Origin of the sequence: Streptomyces sp. NBC_01551 (genome assembly GCF_026339935.1) — a bacterium.
Lineage (GTDB): Bacteria > Actinomycetota > Actinomycetes > Streptomycetales > Streptomycetaceae > Streptomyces.
The window spans coordinates 6,399,140-6,418,676 of the sequence record NZ_JAPEPX010000001.1; the positions used below are offsets into that span (position 1 = coordinate 6,399,140).

Sequence of the window (19,537 nt, forward strand, 5' to 3'; positions counted from 1 at the left end):
ACCCGTGCTCCACCTCGTCTCAACCGCAGGCCCCCTCGCTCCCGGTCACGGCCGGGAGCGGCGGGGTCCGTGGTGGTGGCTGCTGCGCCGGGAGCGGCCCGCCCCGGCCGCTGAGCGCCGGCCGCGCCAGTTCTCGTACACCTACGGCCAGGAACAGGACCGCTCCGGCTCCGGGCACGGCGATTTCGGCCAATCTCCCACCGTGAGCGCGCTCTACCACGCGCACCGGCTGCGCATGGTGCGCCTCGCGGTGCTGCTCGTCGACGACCTCGCCACCGCCGAGGACGTGGTGCAGGACGCGTTCACCGCCCTCTACCGGCGGCACGGGGAGCACATCACGGAGGTGGACAACGCGCTCGGCTACCTGCGCACCGCCGTCGTGAACACCTCGCGCTCCGTGCTGCGCCGCCGGCGGACGGCGCGGGCGTGGACCCCGCCCGAGGCCGCCGACGTACCGTCCGCCGAGGCGCACGTCGTCCTCGACGAGGCGCACCGCGAAGTGCTCGCCGCCCTGGGGCGGTTGACGCCGCGCCGGCGGCAGGTGCTGGTGCTGCGCTACTGGGCCGACCTGAGCGAGGCGGAGATCGCCGCCACGCTCGGCATAAGTCGGGGCGCGGTCAAATCGAACGCGAGCCGCGGGCTGGACGCGCTGGAACGGATCCTGGAGGGACGGATATGACGCCGTACGGCGAAGCGCCGGGTGGGAACCCGGCCGAGCGCCCCGTCGAACGGCGGCTGCGGCAGGCCCTGGCCGCGCGGGCGGGGGAGATCTCCGTGAGCGAGCTGCGGCCCGCCGATCCGCCGGGACCGCACGTCCGCGGGATGTCCGGTGTCGCGTGGCTGCGTACGCGCCGCTTCGCGCTGCCCCTGGCGGCCGGGCTGGCCGCCGCCGCGACGGTCATCGGCTTCGTCGTCCTCGCGCCCGGGGCCGGCCCGGCGCGCCAGGAGCCGCCGGCCGCGCCGCCCGAGTTCAGCACCCCGGGTACGCCGCGGCCCCCGAACACCTCCGGTCCGACGCCGCAGCGGGGAACTCCGACGCCGGAGCCGTCGGCTTCGCCGTCCCCCGGGGGCAGCTCGACGCCGAGTCCCTCCGTGTCGTCGCCGCCGGTTAGCCCGTCGCGGTCCGCCGTTCCGCCCTCGCGGGGCCCGACGCCGTCGGGTTCCCCGCGGCCGCCGTCGGCGTCCTCGGCCCCGCCGACCGGCACGGGCAGCCCGTCGGCTGCCCGCAGCGCGACGTCGTCGGAGCCGCCGAGGCTCTGACGGGCCGAGGAACCGAGGCTCTGACGGGCCGAGAAGAAGGGGTGCCCCGCCGATCGCGTCGGCGGGACACCCCTTTCCTCGCGTCGTGCCGCCTCCGCTTCCTTCGCGTCGGGCGGCTCCGCCTCAGGCGGCCCGGGCGGCGCCCGCCACCAGGGACGGCCCGGTGCGGTGCATGTTCTCCAGGGCGGCGACCAGCGGCGCCAGCTCCGGATCCCGCGCGGCCTCGTCCAGAGCCTCCCGCAGAGCGGCGTCGTTCGTCGGCCGCGCGGCGGCGAGCAGTTCCAGCCCGGCCTCGCTCACGTCGGTGTAGATGCCGCGCCGGTCGGTGTCGCAGATGAAGCGGTTGAGCAGCCCGCGGTCCTCCAGCCGGCTGACGAGCCGGGTGGTCGCGCTCTGGCTCAGCACCACCGAGTCGGCGACCTGCTGCATCCGCAGGTGGCCGGTGTGCTGGCGGCTGAGCACGTCCAGCAGGGAGTACTCGCGGACGCTCAGGTCGTGGCCGCCCTGGAGCGCCCGCTCGATGTGCGCCTCGATCCGGCCGTGCAGGAGGGAGAGGGCACACCAGCCCTGGGAGAGGGCGGTGGTTGCAGTGTCCGCGACCGTCATGGACTCCTCCTTCAGATCCTTCTGAGCGTTGTCTCACCAGGATATGACACTGCCGCAATAGCCCGCGTTTGCGATTAACCCGCGCCTGCAACTAATGTGGTCGCACGTAAGCCGCGAAAGCAACCGAATGCGGCCTGCGCTGTCTCACCTGAAAGACACCTCCCCTCATGCCTCTCGCACTCCTCGCCCTGGCCATCGGAGCCTTCGGGATCGGCACCACCGAATTCGTGATCATGGGCCTGCTCCCCGAGGTCGCCGCCGACTACGGTGTTTCCATCCCGACGGCGGGCTTCCTGGTCACCGGCTACGCCCTCGGCGTCGTCCTCGGCGCCCCCCTGATGACCGTGCTCGGCACCCGCGTCCCCCGCAAGCGGATGCTGATGCTCCTGATGGGCCTGTTCATCGCCGGCAACGTGCTCTCCGCGCTCGCCCCCGCTTTCGAGGTCATGCTCGCCGGGCGTGTCGTCGCCTCCCTCGCCCACGGTGCCTTCTTCGGCATCGGCTCGGTCGTCGCCGCCGGACTCGTCGCCCCCGAGAAGAAGGCCGGCGCGATCGCGATGATGTTCACCGGCCTGACCGTGGCCAACGTCGTCGGCGTCCCCCTCGGCACCCTGGTCGGCCAGAACGCCGGCTGGCGCGTCACCTTCCTGATCGTCGCCGCGCTCGGCGTACTCGGCCTGCTCGGCATCGCCAAGCTGGTCCCCGAGCTGCCCCGGCCCGAGGGGGTCCGGATCCGCCACGAGCTGGCCGCCTTCCGCAACGTCCAGGTACTGCTCGCCATGGCGATGACCGTCCTCGGCTTCGGCGGGGTCTTCGCCGCCATCACCTACATCACGCCGATGATGACCGACGTCGCCGGGTTCGCCGACACTTCCGTGACCTGGCTGCTCGTGCTCTTCGGCCTCGGCATGGTCGCCGGGAACCTGATCGGCGGCCGCTTCGCCGACCGGGCGCTGATGCCGATGCTGTACGTGTCGCTGGGCGCGCTGGCCGTCGTACTGGCCGTGTTCACCGTCACCGCCCACACGAAGGCCGGCGCCGCCGCCACCGTCGTCCTGATCGGGGCGCTCGGCTTCGCCACCGTGCCGCCGCTGCAGAAGCGGGTCCTGGACCAGGCCGCGGGCGCCCCGACGCTGGCCTCCGCCGTCAACATCGGAGCCTTCAACCTCGGCAACGCCCTCGCCGCCTGGCTGGGCGGGCTCGTCATCGCCGCCGGGCTCGGCTGGACCGCCCCGAACTGGGTGGGCGCGGCGCTGGCCGGCTCCGCGCTGGTCCTGGCCCTCGTCTCCGGCGCGCTGGCGCGCCGCACGGCCGGGTCGCGCCCGGGCGGCGCCGAAAGCCGCGTCGCCGCGGGCTCGACGGCCGAGGCCGAGGCCGTGCCGGTCCGCCACTGACCCGGCCGCCCGCGGTGCCGGTCCGCCATTGACCCGGCCGCCCGCGGTGCCGGTCTGCCATTGACCCGGCCGCCCGCCGTGCCGGTCCGCTTGCTGGGCCGGCCGGCCGGCCGCCCGCCGATCCGGTCCGCCGCTGAGCCGGGTCACCCCTGATCCGCTTCACACCGCATTGCTCGTTACGTCACCCACAGGAGAACCCCGCATGTCCCGCACCGCCGCCACCGCCGCCACCGCCGCCGCCCGTACCGCCGTCGCCCCGCTGACCACCGAGGACGCCGAGCTGCTCGTCGCCGCCGCCCGCGCCGCCGCCGAGCGCGCCGGGGTCGCCGTCAGCGTCACCGTCCTCGACGCCGGCGGCCACCTGCTCGCCTTCCGCCGCGACGACCGCGCCGTGCTGATCTCCGGCGAGACCAGTACCCGCAAGGCCTTCACCGCCCTCCAGCTGAACGCCCCGACCGCCGACCTCGTCGACGCCGTCCAGCCCGGCGGGCTCTTCCACACGCTGCCCACGGCCCTCGACCGCCCGCTGCTGTTCATCGCCGGCGGCCTGCCCGTCCACCGCGACGACCGCCTCATCGGCGCGATCGGCGTGGGCGGCGGCGCCCCCGACCAGGACCACGGCTTCGCGGCCGTCGCGCTCGCCGCGCTCGAAGGGCTGACCGGCGAGCCGATCACGGCCTGAGCGAGGAGCCGGCCGGGTCGAACTGACGCCCCGGGTCGCGCCGCCCCGTCCCCCGTGCCACTTTGGTACGGGGGACACGGGCACATCATGAACCAGTCCACGCGGATCAGGAGAGGCAACGTGATCGCGACGGCCACGGTCGCCGCGCTGGTCTCCCTCGTCTCCGTACCGGGCTGTACGGCGAGCCCCGCGAGCCCGGGCGCCACCCGGTCCGCCGCGACGGGCGGCCCGACCAGCGGGGTCCCCGCCGCCTCCGACACGGACACCCCCGAGGCCGCCGCCCCGTCGCCGACACCGTCCTACCCGCTCTCCACGGCCCCGCGCACCATCCCGGCGGTGCGGGAGCACGAGCCGGCCCGCGGCCCCGGCTGGAAGCCCGCCCCCGACGCCCGCGTGGTCGTCCCGCCGGCCAACAGCGCGGCCCTGTCCGACGAGGGCAAGCTGCTCGCCGGCGAACTCGGCATCGGCTACGCGGAGTCAGCCGAACCGCGCCGCGGCGACGTCCAACTCGCCCTCGGCGCGAAGAACTCCGGGACCCCCGAGTCGTACACCCTCACCGTGCGGGACGGGCAGGCGCACATCACCGGCCCCGACGAGGCCGGCGTCTTCTACGGCACCCGCACCCTCAAGCAGGCGGTGAAGAGCGGCGGTTCGGCCCCCGAGGGAGTCGTGCGCGACGCTCCCGCCAAGCCGCAGCGCGGCCTCAACCTCGACATAGCGCGCAAGCACTTCAGCCCCGACTGGATCGAGGACCGGCTGCGCGAGATGGCCGACCTTAAGCTCAACCAGCTCGGCCTGCACTTCTCCGATGACCAGGCCTTCCGGATCGAGTCCGACACGCACCCCGAGATCGTGTCCGAACCGCACCTCACCAAGGCCCAGGTCCGGAAGATCAACGCCCTCGCCGCCCGGCTGCACATCACGGTGGTCCCCGAGATCGACTCGCCCGGCCACCTCGGCGCGGTGCTGCGCGCCCACCCGGACCTCCAGCTGCGCGACGTACAGGGGCGGGCCGTCAAGGGCGCCGTGGACATATCCAACCCGGCGTCGGCCAAGCTCGTGGACGAACTGCTGCGCGAGTACCAGCCGCTGTTCCCGGGCGGGGCCTGGCACCTGGGCGCCGACGAGTACCAGGCGCTGGTCTACCGCGACCCGCAGGCCTCCTTCCCGCAGCTCGCGCAGGCGGCGCGGCAGCGGTACGGGCCCTCGGCGCGGGTCCAGGACCTGGCGACGGGCTGGCTGAACGACCGCGCGGACGTGGTGCGGCCGTCGGGGAAGGCGCTCAAGGCGTGGAACGACGGGTTCTTCGCGGGCGGGGTGACGAGCGCCGCCAAGGACATCCAGGTCGAGTACTGGACCGGTAAGGAGCTGGGCGCCCGGCCGCCGCTGGAGTACCTGCGCGAGGGCCGCAAGCTCGTCAACCTGAACGACGAGTACCTCTACTACGTGCTGGGGCAGCCCAACCAGTTCACGTACCCGACCGGCCAGCGGATCTACGAGCAGTGGACACCGCTGGTGCTGCGCGGTACGACCCCCGTGCCCGCGACGTACGCGGACCAGATCCTGGGCGGCCGGCTCGCCGTCTGGAGCGACCTGGCCGGGGCCCAGACCCAGGACCAGGTCGCGGCCGGCATCCGGCTCCCGCTGGCGGCGCTGTCCCAGAAGGTCTGGGACGCGCGCACGCCGCAGCAGCCGTGGACGGACTTCAAGGCCCTCGCGGACCGGCTCTAGCGCCGGACCGGACCGGGCCCGGACTACCAGATGGAGTTGACCCACTCGGGGTGGTCGATGAACGGGTTCCGGTTGTGCTGGTAGGTGTCGAATATGACCTGGTTGCGGCGCTGCTCGAAGGCGTCCGGCGGGTCCGCCTGGTTCCACTGCTTCAGCAGGCTGATCTTGCCGAACAGCGGGGCGGACCCGTTGTTGACCTTGTCGTTCATCTCCAGGTCGGCGAAGCCGTCGCCGCCGTCGTAGCGCACGGCCATGTAGAGGAGCATGCGCGCCACGTCGCCCTTGACCGCGTCGCGCGGCTCGAAGGAGTCGGAGTCGGTGTAGCTGCCCGGGGCCTCGGAGACCGGGCTGCCGCCCTTGTCGAAGTCCTTGTTGCCGCGGGTGCTGTTGACGGTGACGTCCTCGGGCCGCAGGTGGTGCAGGTCCGTGCCGGGGCCGGTGGCGGTGCCGAAGTCGCCGTGGCTCTTGGCCCAGACGTGCTCGCGGTTCCAGTCGTTGACGCCGCCGCCGTTGGTGTTCTTGGACTGTGAGCGGCCCGAGTAGACCAGGATGACGTTGTTCGGGTTCGCCGGGTCCTGGTCGGTCACCTTCAGCGCGTTCCACACGCCGTCGTAGGTCACCTTGGACTGGTTCTTGATGATGTCGTGCAGCGCGGTCTTCAGCGCGGCGCCGGTCTTGCCCTCAGTGCCGGCGTAGTACGCGTCGACGGCCGAGGTCGCGGTGGTCGCGGCGGCCGGGGCAGCCGCGTCGGCGTGGGGAGCCGCCGCGCGCTGCTGGCCGGCCGAGGCGGCCGCCGGTACGAGGAACACGGCCGCGGCGGCGATGCCGGCGGCCCATGGGGTACGACGGAAGATTCTCATGACGTGGGGGAACCTCTTCACACGCACCGCCCCCGCCTGGCAGTTGGCGGGGCGTCAGTGGCAGAGCGAGGGTCACATTGTCATGTGCCCAACAGGTTAAGGAAACGTGTCGGACCGGGGGACTTCGTCGCTGGTCCGAGTGGGTGATGGCGGGTGAGGCCCCCTTGGCAGGGAGGTCCGGGGCGGGCACGGTAGCGGGGGTCCCAGCGGGGGCCGAGCCGAGCGTGAACAGCCCCACCGGGAGCAGCCCATGGCAGTGAAGATCCTCATCGTGACCGGCGACGCGGCGGAGTCGCTGGAGGTCCTCTACCCCTACCAGCGCCTGCGCGAGGAGGGGTACGAGGTGCACATCGCGGCCCCGTCGGTGAAGAAGCTGCGTTTCGTGGTGCACGACTTCGAGGACGGCTTCGACACCTACACCGAGAAGCCCGGCTACACCTGGCCGGCCGACCTGGCCTTCGCCGACGTCGTCACCGAGGACTACGCGGCCCTGGTCGTCCCGGGCGGCCGGGCGCCGGAGTACCTGCGCAACGACCCGGAGGTGCGGCGGATCCTGTCCGCGTTCGCCGACGCCGACAAGCCGATCGCCCAGATCTGCCACGGGCCGCTGATCACCGCCGCGAGCGGCGCCCTGGACGGCCGCCGGGTCACCGCCTATCCGGCCCTCGAGCCGGACATGAAGGCGGCCGGCGCCGCGTTCCAGGACGCGGAGGCCGTCGTCGACGGCACCCTCGTCTCGGCCCGCGCGTGGCCCGACCACTCGGCCTGGATGCGGGAGTTCCTGAAGGTGCTGCGGGCCAAGGCGCCGGTCTCCTGAGTGCCTCAGGGCCGGCCGTGAACGAGAAGGGGAAGCTCCTCATTCCCTTGTGAAGTGTCCGGGTCCGGGACTGACGGGGCGCGGGTGGTGTGCTGAGGTGGGCGGGTCAACCCATGCTGTTGCCAAGGCATTTGGAAGGACACCGCCGTGACTGGAACGACCGGATCCCTGGGCCGACGCGGTTTCATCGGCGCGGCCGCCGCCCTCGGCGGCGCCGCGCTCGTCGGACCGCTCGCACCGCTCGCCCACGCGCGGGCCGCCGGGACACACCGCCCCGACACCATCGCCACCCCGGCCGGCTTCCAGCCCGAGGGCATCGCGGTCTCGCCCCGGGGCACGGCCTACACGGGTTCGCTCCTCGACGGCTCGCTCTACCGCGTCGACCTGGCCACCGGCGCCGGGCGGATCATCAGCCCGAGCCCCGGCCCCGGCTCGATGTCCGTCGGGCTCAAGTTGGACGCGTACGGCCGCCTCCTCGTCGCGGGCGGCGCCGACGGCCGGATCCGCGTCGTCCACGCCGGTGACGGGCGGGTGCTGGCGACCCACCGGGCCGCGACGGGCACCGCCTTCGTCAACGACGTCATCGTCGGCTGCGGCGGGGCCTGGTTCACCGACTCGTTCAACGACGTCCTGTACTTCCTGCCCGCCGAACGCGCTCTCACCGGCGCCGGCAGTGCCCCGCGCCCGCTGCCGCTCGGCGGCGAATGGGTCCCGACCCCGCCCGGCGGCCAGTACTGGGGCGCCAACGGGATCGAGCGGACCCCGGACGACCGGGCGCTGCTGGTGGTCAACGACAACGCGCGGGCGCTGTTCCGCGTCGACCCGCGCACCGGCGCCGCCACCCGTACCGTGCTCGACGGCGGGGCGGTGGGCAACGGCGACGGGCTCGTCGTACACGGCCGCACGCTGTACGTCGTACGCAACTGGGACTACGCCATCGACGTGTTCACCCTCAGCGTGGACGGGCGGCGGGCCCGGTTCGTCAAGCAGATCACCGACCCGCGCTTCGACGAGCCGACGACGGCGGCGGTGCACGGCGGCCGGCTCTACGTGGTCAACGCCCGCTTCGACTCCGACTGGTCGGACCCGGCCACCGCCTCGACGATCGTCAGCTGCTCGACGTGACCGCGGGGGCGGGCTCGTACTTGTAGTTCGCCGGGCCGAAGTTCTTCTTCACGGCCGCTTCCCAGGCGCCGTCCGACACCATCTTGGTGAGGGCGTCGTTGATCTTCTTCTGGAGTTCCTTGTTGCCCTTCTTGACGCCGATGCCGTAGTTCTCGTTGCTCAGGCTCAGCCCGAGCAGCTTGAACTTGCCCTCGTTCCCCTTCCTGGCCGCGTAGCCGGCCAGGATGGAGTTGTCGGTGGTCATGGCGTCGGCCGAGCCGTCCTGAACGGCGACGAGGCACTCCGAGTAGCTCTCCAGCTCCATCACGCTGGCCTTGGGCGCGAGGGCCTTCACCTTCGCGGCCGAGGTCGAGCCGGTCACGGAGCACAGCCTCTTGCTGTTGAGGTCCTCGGCCTTGGTGATGCCGGCGTCGTCGGCGCGGACCAGCACGTCCTGGTGCGCGATGAAGTACGGGCCGGCGAAGTCGACCTTCTCCTTGCGCTTGTCGCTGATCGAATAGCTGGCGGCGACGAAGTCGACCTCGTTGTACTGGATCAGCAGTTCCCGGTCGGCGCTGTAGACCTGCTTGAACTCGATCTCGTTCGCCTTGTAGCCGAGCTGCTTCGCGAGGTACGTGGCCACATCGACGTCGAACCCGGTGAAGCTGCCGTCCTGCTCGCGGAACCCGATGCCCGGCTGGTCGAACTTGATGCCGATTTCGATGGGCTCCTTGGCGTCCTCCGAGCACCCGGAGGCGGTCAGGGCTACCGCGATGGTCGCGGCGACCGCACCGGCCTTGGAAACCTTCATGCTGGACTCTTTCCTCGGGAACACGGGTCACGCGGGTCACGCGGGAGACGCGGGAAGGGTGAATCGGGTAAATCGGAGAATTGGGTAACTCGTTCACGAGCGGAACCATGGGTTCGGCTTGGCGCGTGTATGAGGAAGCTAGGAAGGTCGCGGCGCGGTGTCACGGGATCTGAGCAAAATTTGAGGATAACGATCCGGCCCCGGCGAAGGATCTTCGGCGAATATGGATCTTGACGTGGATCTCGATGGAACGAGGGGCGGGAAGCGGTGACGGATTCGGTGAGGATCGACGGCAATACGCTGCTGTTGGGTGATGGAGTACATGTCCGATTCATCAGGACATTGCGGCTTCCTGAATCGGGAACGCACGCATTGCCGCCGAATCTGGGGGAGTTCCCGCTGCGGCGGGTCGAGGATTACCCGGACACGGTTCCGGCGGAATGGCGGGCCAAAGGTGGCGTGATGCTGCCGGTGTACCTGCGCGAGGCGATGTGGCTGAGCTTCGCCGGGACCCGGGAGCCGGCCGCGCTCCAGGTCGGCGTGGGCAAGGTGTGCGCGGTCTCCGGCGAGCGGTGGTCGGGGCGGCTCGCGCGCGACCCGCAGAACTACGTGGTGCTGCCCCGGCAGCCGTGGCTCGACGGGATCAACTCGGGCGACGGGACGGTCCGGCAGTTCGTGGCGGTGCCCCTCGGGCTCGGCGCGACGGTCGAGGGACAGGTCACCGGCGAGGAGACCACGGGCGGGGTCCAGCTCCAGGCGTTCGGGCTCGGGCCGCAGGCGCTGGAGCGCTGGCGGGAGGCGGAGCGGGCCCGGCTGCTCCCTCCGCCGCCGCCCGCGCCGGGAGGCGGCGGCCTGTACGGCGGCCCGGCGGCTCCCGCCGGGGGCTTCGGCTACGGCGGTCCGGTGCCCCCGCCGGCGGCCGCCCCGGCCGCTCCCGCCATGGCCGCCGCTCCCGCGATGGGGCTCGGCGTCGGCGGCTCGATGCAGCAGGAGGTCTACCGCGACGACCGGGCGCTGACCGCCTGGGCGCGGGAGCCCGCCGCCCGGGTCTTCGTCCACCTGGTGACCCCGCCGGCCTGGCGCCGCATCACCGGCGAGGAACCGCCGCCCTCACCCGTCGACCGCGCCGCGTACACCAGGGCCGGGCTGCCCTGGTACGACTACTACGACGAGAGCGGCCACGACCTCCCCTCGACGGGAACCCTGGCCCAGGTCAAGCCGGTCGGTGACTGGCTCGGCGACGACCACACCCCCTGGACCCCGCCGACCCCGCCCCAGATCAAATCCGTCGGCCCGACCCCAAGGCCGGGCAAACCGGTCCGGGACGGCGACTGGTAGCCCTCGGGCCCCGTTCGGGTGGCGGGAACCGGTCAAACTGGTGATCGAGTTCCGGTCGGCGGGTCGGTATGATCGCGGGCAGCAAGGCCGTAGCGCAGAGGTCGTCGCGCCCACGCATCGAGCTGGAGGACGTCGGTTCGAATCCGACCGGTCTTGCGTCTTCTTCATGTCGTTGTGGACGCCGGGCACCGGCGAAGGACCGGTGGAGTGGTGATGACACAGCCGACACCCGTACGCTGCCCCGCGATCGAGCACCCCGACCTGCCACTCGCAGACCCGGCCGGGCTCGACCCGCTGCTCGAACGGCTCGCGGCGGCCGAACGCGTCGACACCGACGAGGAGTTCCCGCTCGGCACCCTCCGCAGCGACGGCCGCGTCGACCTGTGCAAGCAGGGCCTCGGTCCGGCCGGCGCGGCCCGGTTGCTGCCGGTGGCCGCCGCCTCCGCGCACGCCCGGCACCTGCTGCTCGGCACCAACTCCATCGGCGACGACGGCGCCCGCACCCTCGCCGGAGCCCTCGGCGAGGGGCACGGGCTGCGCACCCTGTACCTCGGCTGCAACCGGATCGGCCCGGACGGCGTGAGCGCCCTCGCCGGGGCCCTCGCCGACGACACCACCGTCCATGCCCTCTGGCTCAAGCGGAACCCCGTCCACGAAGACGGCGCCCGCGACCTCGCCGCCCTGCTGCGCCGCAACACCACGCTGCGCACCCTCGACCTGGTCAACACCGGCGTCGGCGCCGAAGGCGTACGGCACCTCCTCGACGCCCTCACCCACCGCGAGACCCCCCTGGAGCGGCTCTTCCTCGGCGGCAACGGCCTCACCGCCGCCGACGCCCCGCTGCTGGCCGCACTCATCCGCGACGCCGGGGTCCGCGAGCTGTACCTCCCCGCCAACCACCTCGGCGACGCGGGCACGGCCGTCCTCGCCGCCGCCGCGGCCGCCGACCCCTCCCGCCCCGTCCGCCTCGGCCTCGGCGGCAACGGCATCGGCCCCGCCGGCGCCCGCTCCCTCGCCGACGCCCTCGGCGGCATCGACACCCTGGACCTCGGCCGCGCGATGTCCGAGCGCAGCCTCGGCTCCCACGGCAACTCCACCGGCGACGAGGGCGCGTACGCCCTGGCCTCCGCGCTCCCCGGCAGCCCCCTGCGCCGCCTGGAGCTGCGCCACACCGGACTCACCGGGCGCGGCGCGAAGGGCCTGCTGGCCGCGATGCCCGCCGACTCCCCACTGGAGTACGTCGGACTCGGTCCCGGCCTGCCCCGCCGCGTCAAGCGCTCCTTCGCCGAACGCCTGCGCCCCGCCCGGCCCACCCACCCCGACCTGCGCGCCATCGGCAGCGTGTACCGATGAGCGGGGCGGGCCCGGGGTACCGGTACAAGGAGGTGCCCGAAGGGGTCCTGCCCGGCGGGATCGCGCCGGAGGACGTCTCGACCTGGCAGCGGATCCGCCGCTACGCCGTACCCGGCTGGATGATCGAGCGCGCCACCGCGCACCGGCTGGCCGGCGACTGGCGGGCCGCCTGCGCCGCCGCGGCCGTGGACGTCCGCTTCGAGCCGGCCGACATCGCGTCGCGCTACGGGGCGTCCGTCGCCGAAGCCCTGGAGGACGACCTCCGCCACCTGGCGCCCGACCTGCTGCGCTGGCACCTGCCCCGCGGGCTCGGCGGCCGTACGACGATCGCCACCGACCTCCGGGTGCTGCTCGCCACCTACGGCACGGCCCCCGGCGCGCCGTCCCTCTCCGTCTCCACCTCCGCCATGACCGAGGGGCCGCAGCGGCTGCGGCTGCTGTGCGAGCCGGTCGACCCGGTACGGCCGTACGTCCCGTACTCCGGCTTCCTCGTGGAGAACTGGACCGCGGCCCGCCCGCTCTGGGACGCCCGCCGCGCCGGCGCACTGCGCGAACTGCTCGGCGCCGGCGACGGACGGCTGCCCTTCTTCCACGCCGACGGCACGCCGCTGCGCCCCGACGAGCTGCCCCGCGCCGACCCCGGCGCCGCCGACCCCGCCGGCAACGCCGAGTGGATCACCCTCCTCCAGTCCCGCGGCGACTCCCGCGAGGCCTACGCGGCCGCGGGCGTCGAGCGGGACCTGACCGCCCCCGAGCGGACGCGGACCTACGGCCGCCCGGCGGACCCGGAGGCGGTCCTCGCGACCAACGCCCTCGACCTGACCCGGCTGCGGGCCGGAGTACGCCGCCTCGCCGCCGCCGGAGCCGGCGCCGCGTTCCGGGTCAGCACCGGCTACCTCACCATCCGGCTCGACGCGGTCGGCGAGGCCCCGCACGGCCCCGACGGCCCGGTCCGGGCCCGGTACATCGCACAGCGGGACGAGGCGGCGCGCCTCGCCCGGCTGCCGGAGTACGCCTGGAAGCGGCTGCCCGACCTCGAACTCGTACGGCTCGGCCGGATCACCCCGCGCGAACTCCACCCGCTCGTCACCGACGCCCTGTTCCCGGGCGCCGGCCCCGCCGTCGGACCGCCCGGTCCGGCCGAGGGCAAGCCCGTCCGGGTGCGGTGCCGCGGCGGCTGGCACGAGGTGCGCTCGCGCGGCGGCCTGCTGGAGATGCCGCACACCCCCGAGGAACAGCAACGGGAGCGCGCACTGAGGGCGTTCGGCGGCGCCGTCACCGGCTGCTTCGCCGTCGAGCAGACCTGGATCACGGGGGAGGGCCGGCTGCCGCGCGCCCTGCGCGCCGAGCACCGGGACTTCTTCCTGCGGGTCCAGCACGGCGACACCCCGGGCGTCCTGGCGCTGCTGGACGCCGGCGTCAGCCCCCGGATCCGGGACGGGAGGCGGCGCGGGCTGCTCCACGCACTCCACCTCCTCGACCACGAGCAGCTGCTGCCCAGGCTGTTGGCGGCCGGGCTGGACCTGGAGTCCCAGGACGTGAACCAGCGCACCCCGCTCCAGTCGGCGGTGCACTGGGGCGGCTCGGCGGACCTGGTCCGCGCGCTGCTCGCGGCCGGGTCCCGGATCGACGTCGTCGACGACATGGAACTGTCCCTCTCCCAGGACATCCGCCGCTACAAGCGCACCGACCTGGCCTTCCTGCGGCGCCGGGCGGACGAGGAGTTCCCCGGCATCGGCGCCGACTGGTGGGACGAGTACATGGAAGAGTCCGCGTACGACGAGGACCCCTCGGAGCCCGAGGACCCCGAAGACGGGTCTTCCGAAGGCGGGGAAGACGCATGAGCGCCCAGCGGCATGCGCAGCCCCCGCGCGCCCTCGCCGCGGCCGACGCCCTCAACGCCCGCCTCGGCGGCACCCGTACCGAGCCCGCCGTCAACCCCCAACTGGAGGCGCTCGCCCTAGCGGTGACGGCCAATCAGCCCGTCCTCCTGTGGGGCGAGCCCGGCATCGGCAAGTCCGCCGGCATGGAACGGCTCGCCACCGCCCTCGGGGTCGGGCTGGAGACGGTCATCGCCAGCGTCCACGAGCCCTCCGATTTCGCGGGGCTGCCCATCGTCGGCGACGACCCCGCCACCACCGGCGTCCCCATGGCCCCGCCGGACTGGGCGGTCCGCCTCGCCCGCACCGGCCACGGGCTGCTGTTCTTCGACGAGTTGTCCTCCGCCCCGCCGGCCGTGCAGGCCGCCCTGCTGCGCGTGGTGCTGGAGCGCCGCGTCGGCAGCCTCGCGCTGCCCGAGTCGGTACGGATCGTCGCCGCGGCCAACCCGCCCTCCAGCGCGGCCGACGGCTGGCACCTCAGCCCGCCGCTGGCCAACCGGTTCGTGCACCTCGACTGGACCCACGACCCCCGCACCGTCGCCCGCGGCATGGCCGGGACCTGGCCCGAGGTCGCCATCCCCGCCGTCGACCCCGCCCGGATCCCCGGCTCGGCAGCCCGGGCGCGCGGCGTGATCTCCGGCTTCCTGACGGCCCGGCCCGGCCTGGTGCACCACATGCCGAAGGAGGCCGAGGGCCGCGGCCGCGCCTGGCCCTCGCCGCGTACGTGGGAGATGGCACTCCGGCTGCTGGCCGCCGGGTACGCGGCCGGCGCGGGCCGCGAGGCGCTGGCCACCGCCCTCACCGGGGCCGTGGGGGAGGCCGCCGGCCTGGAGCTGCTCTCGTACATGGAGCACCTCGACCTGCCCGACCCGGACCGGGTGCTGGCCGACCCGGACGCCTTCGCGCTGCCCGAGCGCGGCGACCGGCAGCTGGCGTTCCTGATCGCCGTGGTCGCGGCCGTGCAGAGCGAGCCCACCCGCCCCCGCTGGGAGGCCGGCTGGGCGGTCCTGGCCAAGGCCGTCGACGCGGGCGTGCCCGACGTGGCCGCGCGGGCGGCCGCCGACCTCGCCGCGATGCGTGACCTGGACTGGCCCGTACCCGCCGGGATCGACGCCTTCGTGGAGCTGCTCCAGCTCGCGGGCGCGCTGCCCGGCAGCGGCTGAGGCCGAGGGCGAGGGGGAGTGGCAGACCCCGTCGGCGCGGCCGCGGACCTGGACCGGGCGAAGCTGCTCGCCGCCCGCTACAAGGCGGCGCAGGCCCGCCCGTACCTCGCCTCCGCCCTGTACGCGCTGACGGTGGTGCCGTCCGCGCACGTCCCCACCATGGGCGTGGACCGGCACTGGCGCTGCTACGTCTCGCCCGCCTTCGTCGACGCGACGCCCGTCGCCGAGCTCGCCGGGGTGTGGATCCACGAGGTCGCCCACCTGCTCCGCGACCACCACGCGCGGGCCGGCCGGCTCCCGGCCGCAGACCAGCGCGACCACCTCCGGGTCAACATCGCCCAGGACTGCGAGATCAACGACGACCTCCTCGCCGACGGGCTGGCCCTGCCCGAAGGCCGGGTGGAGCCGAGGCACTTCGGCCTGCCCACGGGCGGCATGTTCGAGAGCTACCTCCCCGCGATCCCGGCCACGCCCCCGCACGCGGCGGACTGCGGCTCCGGCGCGCACGGCACCCCGATGCCGTGGGAGCTCGGCGAGGCCGCGGGCCCGGCACGGCTCGGCCCGGTGGAGGCCGAGGCCCTGCGCCGCCAGAGCGCCGAGGCCATCCGGGCCCACCAGCGCGCCCGCGGCACCGTCCCGGCCGGCTGGCAGCGCTGGGCGCGGCAGCTGCTGGAACCCACCGTCGACTGGCGCCGGGCGCTGTCCGGGGCGGTCCGGGAGGCCGCCGCCTGGGCGGCGGGCGCGGTGGACTACACCTACCGCCGCCCCTCGCGCCGCACCCCCGCGCTCGGCGGCCGCGTGGTGCTGCCCAGCCTGCGGAGGCCTTTGCCCCGGGTGGCGATCGTCATCGACACCTCGGGGTCGATGGGCGAGGACGATCTCGCCGCCGCGCTCGCCGAAGTCACCGGTGTGCTGCGTGAGGTGGGCATCGGCGGCAACCGGGTCGCCGTGCTGGCCTGCGACGCCGACGTGCACGCCGTGACCCGGGTGACCAGTGCCGAGCAGGTGACCCTGGCCGGGGGCGGCGGCACCGACATGACCGTCGGCATCCGCGCCGCGCTGGCCCTGCCCGACCGGCCGAACATCGTCGTCGTGCTGACCGACGGGTACACGCCGTGGCCGCGGGAGACCCCGTCCTGCCGGCTGATCGCCGCCCTGATCGGGCAGGCGGCGCCGGAGCCGCCGGGCTGGGTGGAGACCGTACGGATCGACCTCGGGCAGTGACCCGGTTTGGCCGGGAACCTACGGTGGGGCCTGCCCGGTTCGCGCGCGCGTGACAGCATGGCCGGGCAACACCCGGTACACGGAGGGGGAGTTCAGTGAGCGGAGTACGCAAGGGCCTGGCCAAGGTGGAGATCGCGCTGCGGTGGGACCCCAGCCCGGCGGGCACGCCCGCGAACGACCTGGACATACTGGCCGCGGTCTACGGCGCGCGGGACCCGCACGGGGAGCCGGTCTACCTCGTGCACTTCGGCAGCCGCGCCCCCGACGGGACGATCACCTTGAACCGGGACAGCCAGACCGGCCAGGGCTTCGGCTTCGACGAGGTGATGACCCTCGAACTCGACCGGCTCTCGACCGAGTTGACCCGGGTCGTGGTGGGCGTGGTGATCCAGGACGCCGAGGCGGGCACGGGAGCGGGGACGGGGGTGAAGACCTTCGCGGACATCGGCGGCGCCGGGCTCCGCGTCCGCGAGGGCTACACGGACCTCGCCGAGACCGACTTCGCCGCCGTCGCGGCGGCCACGGCGGCCACGGTCGCGGAGTTCGTCCGCGACGCCTCGGGCGCCTGGACGCTGGACGCCGCCGTACGGGGCTACGAGGCGGGTCCGGAGGAGTTCGCCCGGACCATGGGGGCCGTCCGGTCATGATCTGATCAACCGTCGGTCCTGATGCCGCCTCGCGGCCGGGGCCGCACAGATCGGGCGGCGGGCACTCGTCGCGCGAGTGTCCGCCGCCCGGTCCGGGTGGCGCGCTGCCGCCGTCCCCACGAGGCAGCGCGGGCGGGTCGCCGTCCGGTCATCGAAGACGGCGGCCCACCGGTTCTAGGGGGTGAGCCCGAGGGCGGGAAGCAGGGCCGCGTCGACGAACCGGACCAGATAGTCGGCGTCGGCGTAGCGGCCCTCCAGCACCGGGCGGATCCGCAGCACACCCATCAGCTGCGCCGGCAGGAACTCCACCGCCGGATGGTCCGCGGTGATCTCACCACGCGCGACGGCCCGCTCCACCATCGCGTTGAACGCCGTCAGCTCCGGCTCCACCAGCGCCTCGCGCAGCGCCGCCTGTAGCTCCTCGTCGCTGAGCACGGCATGCCCGAGGGCCTGGGTGAGGCGGGTGTCGCGGCCCGAGGTGCCGGCCGCGATCCGGGCCGCCTCGCGCAGATCGCCGGCCAGCGAGCCGGTGTCCACGGCGGCGAGCGTGCCCTGCCGGTTCGCCCGCAGGGCGGCCGCCACCAGCTGCGGCTTGGTCTTCCACTGCCGGTAGAGCGTCGACTTGCCGCAGCAGGCGCGGGCGGCGACGCCCTCCATGGTCAGCGCCTCGTACCCGTGCTCGCGCAGCTGCTCCAGGACGGCGTCGTAGAACTCCTGCACACGCTCCGGGCTGATCTTGGAGCGGCGCGCGGCGGTCGGCGTCGACGTCATGGGGTGCGGCTCTCCTCGGCTGCTTGGTCCGGTAGGGCGAGTGTACGGGAATCGAGCGCTATCGCTACACCCGCGTATCGATACGCCAATGTATCGATACACTGGCGTGTCGATGTGCTCCGCGGCCCGACCGGCCGGTGCGGCGCAGCGCCGCGACACCCGTCGCGCAGGCTGTACAGGAAGTGAGACCGGGGGATGACCTCTCCTACGAAACCCGCCGGGCCGGCCCCCGGCCCCCAGGCGGCGCGCCGCCGCCTCATACGCGAGCTGCTGCTCGTCGCGGGCCTCTTCGCCGTCTACAAGGCCGGCCGGACGCTGTCGACCGGCCGCACGGACGAGGCGTACCGCAACGCCGGGTGGATCTGGGACGCCGAACGCGCCCTGCGCCTGCCCGGCGAGGGTGCGGTCCAGCGGCTGCTGCTGCACGGCGACGCCCTCGTCCACACCGCGAACACGTACTACGCGGCCGTCCACTTCCCCGCGACCGCCCTCTTCCTGATCTGGCTGTACGTGCGCAGGCCCGCCCACTACCTGTGGGCCCGGCGGGTGCTCGCCGTCCTCACCGGCGCCGCCCTCGCCCTGCACCTCGCCTTCCCGCTCGCGCCCCCGCGGATGCTCGACGCCGCGCGCCTGGTGGACACGGGGCAGGTCTACGGGCCCAGCGTCTACGGCGCCGCGCCGGCCACCGACACCATGGCCAACCAGTTCGCAGCGATGCCCTCGCTGCACTTCGGGTGGGCGCTGATGCTGGCCCTCGGGATGATCGCCGCGACCCGGTCGCGGTGGCGGGCCCTGTGGCTGCTGCACCCGCTGCTGACGCTGCTGGTGGTCGTCGGCACCGCGAACCACTACTGGCTCGACGCGATCGTGGCCACCGCGCTGCTCGGCGGGGCGCTGCTGCTGATCCCGGGGCCGGTGGTGAAACGTACCGCCGTCGTCCGGCGGCACGTCCCGGGCCGGGGCGTCGTCGCCGAGGCTGCGGGCGCCGCCGAGGGCCCGGGCGGCGCCGAGGCTGCTGGCGCCGCCGAGGCCCCCGCCGTGACCGTAGGGGCGGGACGATGAACGCCACGGCCCTCGCGCTGCTGCTGTGCCTCGCCTCCGCCGTCGCCTACGCGTCCGCCGCCGTGGCCCAGGAACGGCTCGCCCGGCGTGCCGTGGCCCGCAGCGCCAAGGCCCTCTTCGGCTCCGGCGCCTGGTGGTCGTCGGCCGGACTGAACGCCGCCGCCGCGCTGCTGCACGCCGCCGCCCTGCGGTACGGGCCGCTCACGCTGGTCCAGCCGCTGGGCGCCCTCACCCTCGTGGCCGCCGTCCCGCTCGGCGCGCGCGGGGCCGGGCGCCGGGTGGCGGCCACCGAGTGGCGGGGCACCCTGGCCACCGTCGCCGGGCTCGGCCTGCTGCTGCTCCCGGCCTCGGGCCCGGCCCCCGACGACACCCTCAGCCTGGCCGAGGCGCTCGCCGTGTCGGGCGCCACCGCCGCCGTGATCCTGCTGCTCACGGTACGAAGGGACCCGCGCTCGGGGCTCCGGCACGCCACGGCGTCCGGGCTGGCCTCCGCGGCGGCGTCCGCCCTGACCCAGACCGTGGCCATGGCGGGAGGCCGCGGCGGATCCCTGCTGAGCTTCCGGGTCGTGGCCGTGGCCCTGCTGGTGGTGGCGTTCGCGATCGGCGGGCTGCTGCTGTCCCAGCGGGCCTACCGGGGCGGGCTGGGCGCACCGCTGGCGGTGGTGAACCTGGCCAACCCGCTGGCCGCGGCCGCCATCGGCATGGTCCTGCTCGGCGAACGCCTCCAGGGCGGGATGCTGGGGGTCCTGCTCGCGGTGGCGGGCGCGTTCGCGGCGGCGCGCGGGGTGCTGCTGCTGACGCGGGCGCCGGGCGTCCGTGTGGCAGCATGAAACG

General features: G+C 74.2%; 19 protein-coding genes and 1 pseudogene. 16 read left to right on the forward strand and 4 right to left on the reverse strand.

Annotated elements, in window-relative coordinates; genetic code table 11:
• Positions 1 to 4: 4 nt before the first annotated feature.
• Both OG982_RS28790 and OG982_RS28795 read left to right on the forward strand, forming a co-directional pair.
• Entirely contained in the window at positions 5 to 679 is a 675-nt protein-coding gene (locus OG982_RS28790; RefSeq protein ID WP_266781827.1) for an RNA polymerase sigma factor, read from the forward strand.
• Positions 676 to 1,260: a hypothetical protein gene (locus OG982_RS28795; RefSeq protein ID WP_266949721.1), complete on the forward strand. Its 585-nt coding sequence runs from the start codon at positions 676 to 678 to the stop codon at positions 1,258 to 1,260. The genes OG982_RS28790 and OG982_RS28795 overlap by 4 nt, the downstream gene beginning before the upstream one ends.
• Before the next feature lie 123 nt (positions 1,261 to 1,383).
• Here OG982_RS28795 and OG982_RS28800 read toward each other — a convergent pair whose 3' ends face one another.
• Entirely contained in the window at positions 1,384 to 1,866 is a 483-nt protein-coding gene (locus tag OG982_RS28800) for a MarR family winged helix-turn-helix transcriptional regulator (protein WP_266949723.1), read from the reverse strand.
• Positions 1,867 to 2,033: 167 nt separating this feature from the next.
• Here OG982_RS28800 and OG982_RS28805 point away from each other — a divergent pair, with 167 nt between their 5' ends.
• From OG982_RS28805 to OG982_RS28815, 3 genes are all read left to right on the forward strand, one after another.
• A complete protein-coding gene (locus OG982_RS28805; protein ID WP_266949724.1) occupies positions 2,034 to 3,260 on the forward strand; it encodes an MFS transporter in 1,227 nt (408 codons plus the stop codon).
• Positions 3,261 to 3,462: 202 nt separating this feature from the next.
• Entirely contained in the window at positions 3,463 to 3,942 is a 480-nt protein-coding gene (locus tag OG982_RS28810; protein ID WP_266949725.1) for a heme-binding protein, read from the forward strand.
• An 87-nt stretch (positions 3,943 to 4,029) separates the two neighbouring features.
• Entirely contained in the window at positions 4,030 to 5,673 is a 1,644-nt protein-coding gene (locus OG982_RS28815; RefSeq protein ID WP_266949726.1) for a glycoside hydrolase family 20 protein, read from the forward strand.
• Positions 5,674 to 5,696: 23 nt separating this feature from the next.
• Here the strand turns inward: OG982_RS28815 and OG982_RS28820 are convergent, their stop codons facing one another.
• The gene (locus OG982_RS28820; protein WP_266781815.1) at positions 5,697 to 6,533 is read right to left on the reverse strand and encodes an endonuclease I family protein; all 837 of its coding nucleotides are present in this window, start codon (positions 6,531 to 6,533) and stop codon (positions 5,697 to 5,699) included.
• Between the two features lie 250 nt (positions 6,534 to 6,783).
• Between OG982_RS28820 and OG982_RS28825 the strand changes: the two genes are divergently transcribed.
• Together OG982_RS28825 and OG982_RS28830 are read left to right on the forward strand one after the other, a co-directional pair.
• Positions 6,784 to 7,350: a DJ-1/PfpI family protein gene (locus OG982_RS28825; protein ID WP_266781813.1), complete on the forward strand. Its 567-nt coding sequence runs from the start codon at positions 6,784 to 6,786 to the stop codon at positions 7,348 to 7,350.
• A gap of 147 nt (positions 7,351 to 7,497) precedes the next feature.
• On the forward strand, positions 7,498 to 8,475 hold the full coding sequence (locus OG982_RS28830) for an SMP-30/gluconolactonase/LRE family protein (protein ID WP_266949727.1): 978 nt from the start codon (positions 7,498 to 7,500) through the stop codon (positions 8,473 to 8,475).
• Here OG982_RS28830 and OG982_RS28835 read toward each other — a convergent pair.
• Positions 8,459 to 9,265 (reverse strand): glutamate ABC transporter substrate-binding protein, encoded by an 807-nt coding sequence (locus OG982_RS28835; RefSeq protein WP_266781810.1) that lies wholly within the window; start codon positions 9,263 to 9,265, stop codon positions 8,459 to 8,461. The two genes, OG982_RS28830 and OG982_RS28835, sit on opposite strands and share 17 nt — an antisense overlap.
• 267 nt (positions 9,266 to 9,532) lie before the next feature.
• On the opposite strand from OG982_RS28835, the gene OG982_RS28840 reads away from it, so the two are divergent.
• From OG982_RS28840 to OG982_RS28870, 7 genes and pseudogenes are all read left to right on the forward strand, one after another.
• Positions 9,533 to 10,603: a hypothetical protein gene (locus OG982_RS28840; RefSeq protein WP_266949728.1), complete on the forward strand. Its 1,071-nt coding sequence runs from the start codon at positions 9,533 to 9,535 to the stop codon at positions 10,601 to 10,603.
• Positions 10,604 to 10,686: 83 nt separating this feature from the next.
• A pseudogene (locus OG982_RS28845) lies at positions 10,687 to 10,759 on the forward strand.
• A gap of 57 nt (positions 10,760 to 10,816) precedes the next feature.
• On the forward strand, positions 10,817 to 11,956 hold the full coding sequence (locus OG982_RS28850) for a gala protein (RefSeq protein WP_266949729.1): 1,140 nt from the start codon (positions 10,817 to 10,819) through the stop codon (positions 11,954 to 11,956).
• Entirely contained in the window at positions 11,953 to 13,800 is a 1,848-nt protein-coding gene (locus OG982_RS28855) for an ankyrin repeat domain-containing protein (protein WP_266781804.1), read from the forward strand. The genes OG982_RS28850 and OG982_RS28855 overlap by 4 nt, the downstream gene beginning before the upstream one ends.
• A complete protein-coding gene (locus OG982_RS28860; protein ID WP_266781802.1) occupies positions 13,797 to 14,999 on the forward strand; it encodes an AAA family ATPase in 1,203 nt (400 codons plus the stop codon). The genes OG982_RS28855 and OG982_RS28860 overlap by 4 nt, the downstream gene beginning before the upstream one ends.
• A gap of 18 nt (positions 15,000 to 15,017) precedes the next feature.
• Complete coding sequence (locus tag OG982_RS28865; RefSeq protein WP_266781800.1) at positions 15,018 to 16,223, forward strand: VWA-like domain-containing protein; 1,206 nt, start codon at positions 15,018 to 15,020, stop codon at positions 16,221 to 16,223.
• A 95-nt stretch (positions 16,224 to 16,318) separates the two neighbouring features.
• Complete coding sequence (locus tag OG982_RS28870; RefSeq protein ID WP_266781798.1) at positions 16,319 to 16,870, forward strand: TerD family protein; 552 nt, start codon at positions 16,319 to 16,321, stop codon at positions 16,868 to 16,870.
• Between the two features lie 174 nt (positions 16,871 to 17,044).
• Here the strand turns inward: OG982_RS28870 and OG982_RS28875 are convergent, their stop codons facing one another.
• Positions 17,045 to 17,641, reverse strand: coding sequence for a TetR/AcrR family transcriptional regulator (locus OG982_RS28875; protein WP_266781796.1), 597 nt, complete (start codon positions 17,639 to 17,641; stop codon positions 17,045 to 17,047).
• 195 nt (positions 17,642 to 17,836) lie between these two features.
• Here OG982_RS28875 and OG982_RS28880 point away from each other — a divergent pair, with 195 nt between their 5' ends.
• Entirely contained in the window at positions 17,837 to 18,703 is an 867-nt protein-coding gene (locus tag OG982_RS28880) for a phosphatase PAP2 family protein (protein WP_266781794.1), read from the forward strand.
• Positions 18,700 to 19,533 (forward strand): hypothetical protein, encoded by an 834-nt coding sequence (locus OG982_RS28885; protein ID WP_266781792.1) that lies wholly within the window; start codon positions 18,700 to 18,702, stop codon positions 19,531 to 19,533. The genes OG982_RS28880 and OG982_RS28885 overlap by 4 nt, the downstream gene beginning before the upstream one ends.
• Positions 19,534 to 19,537: the final 4 nt, after the last annotated feature.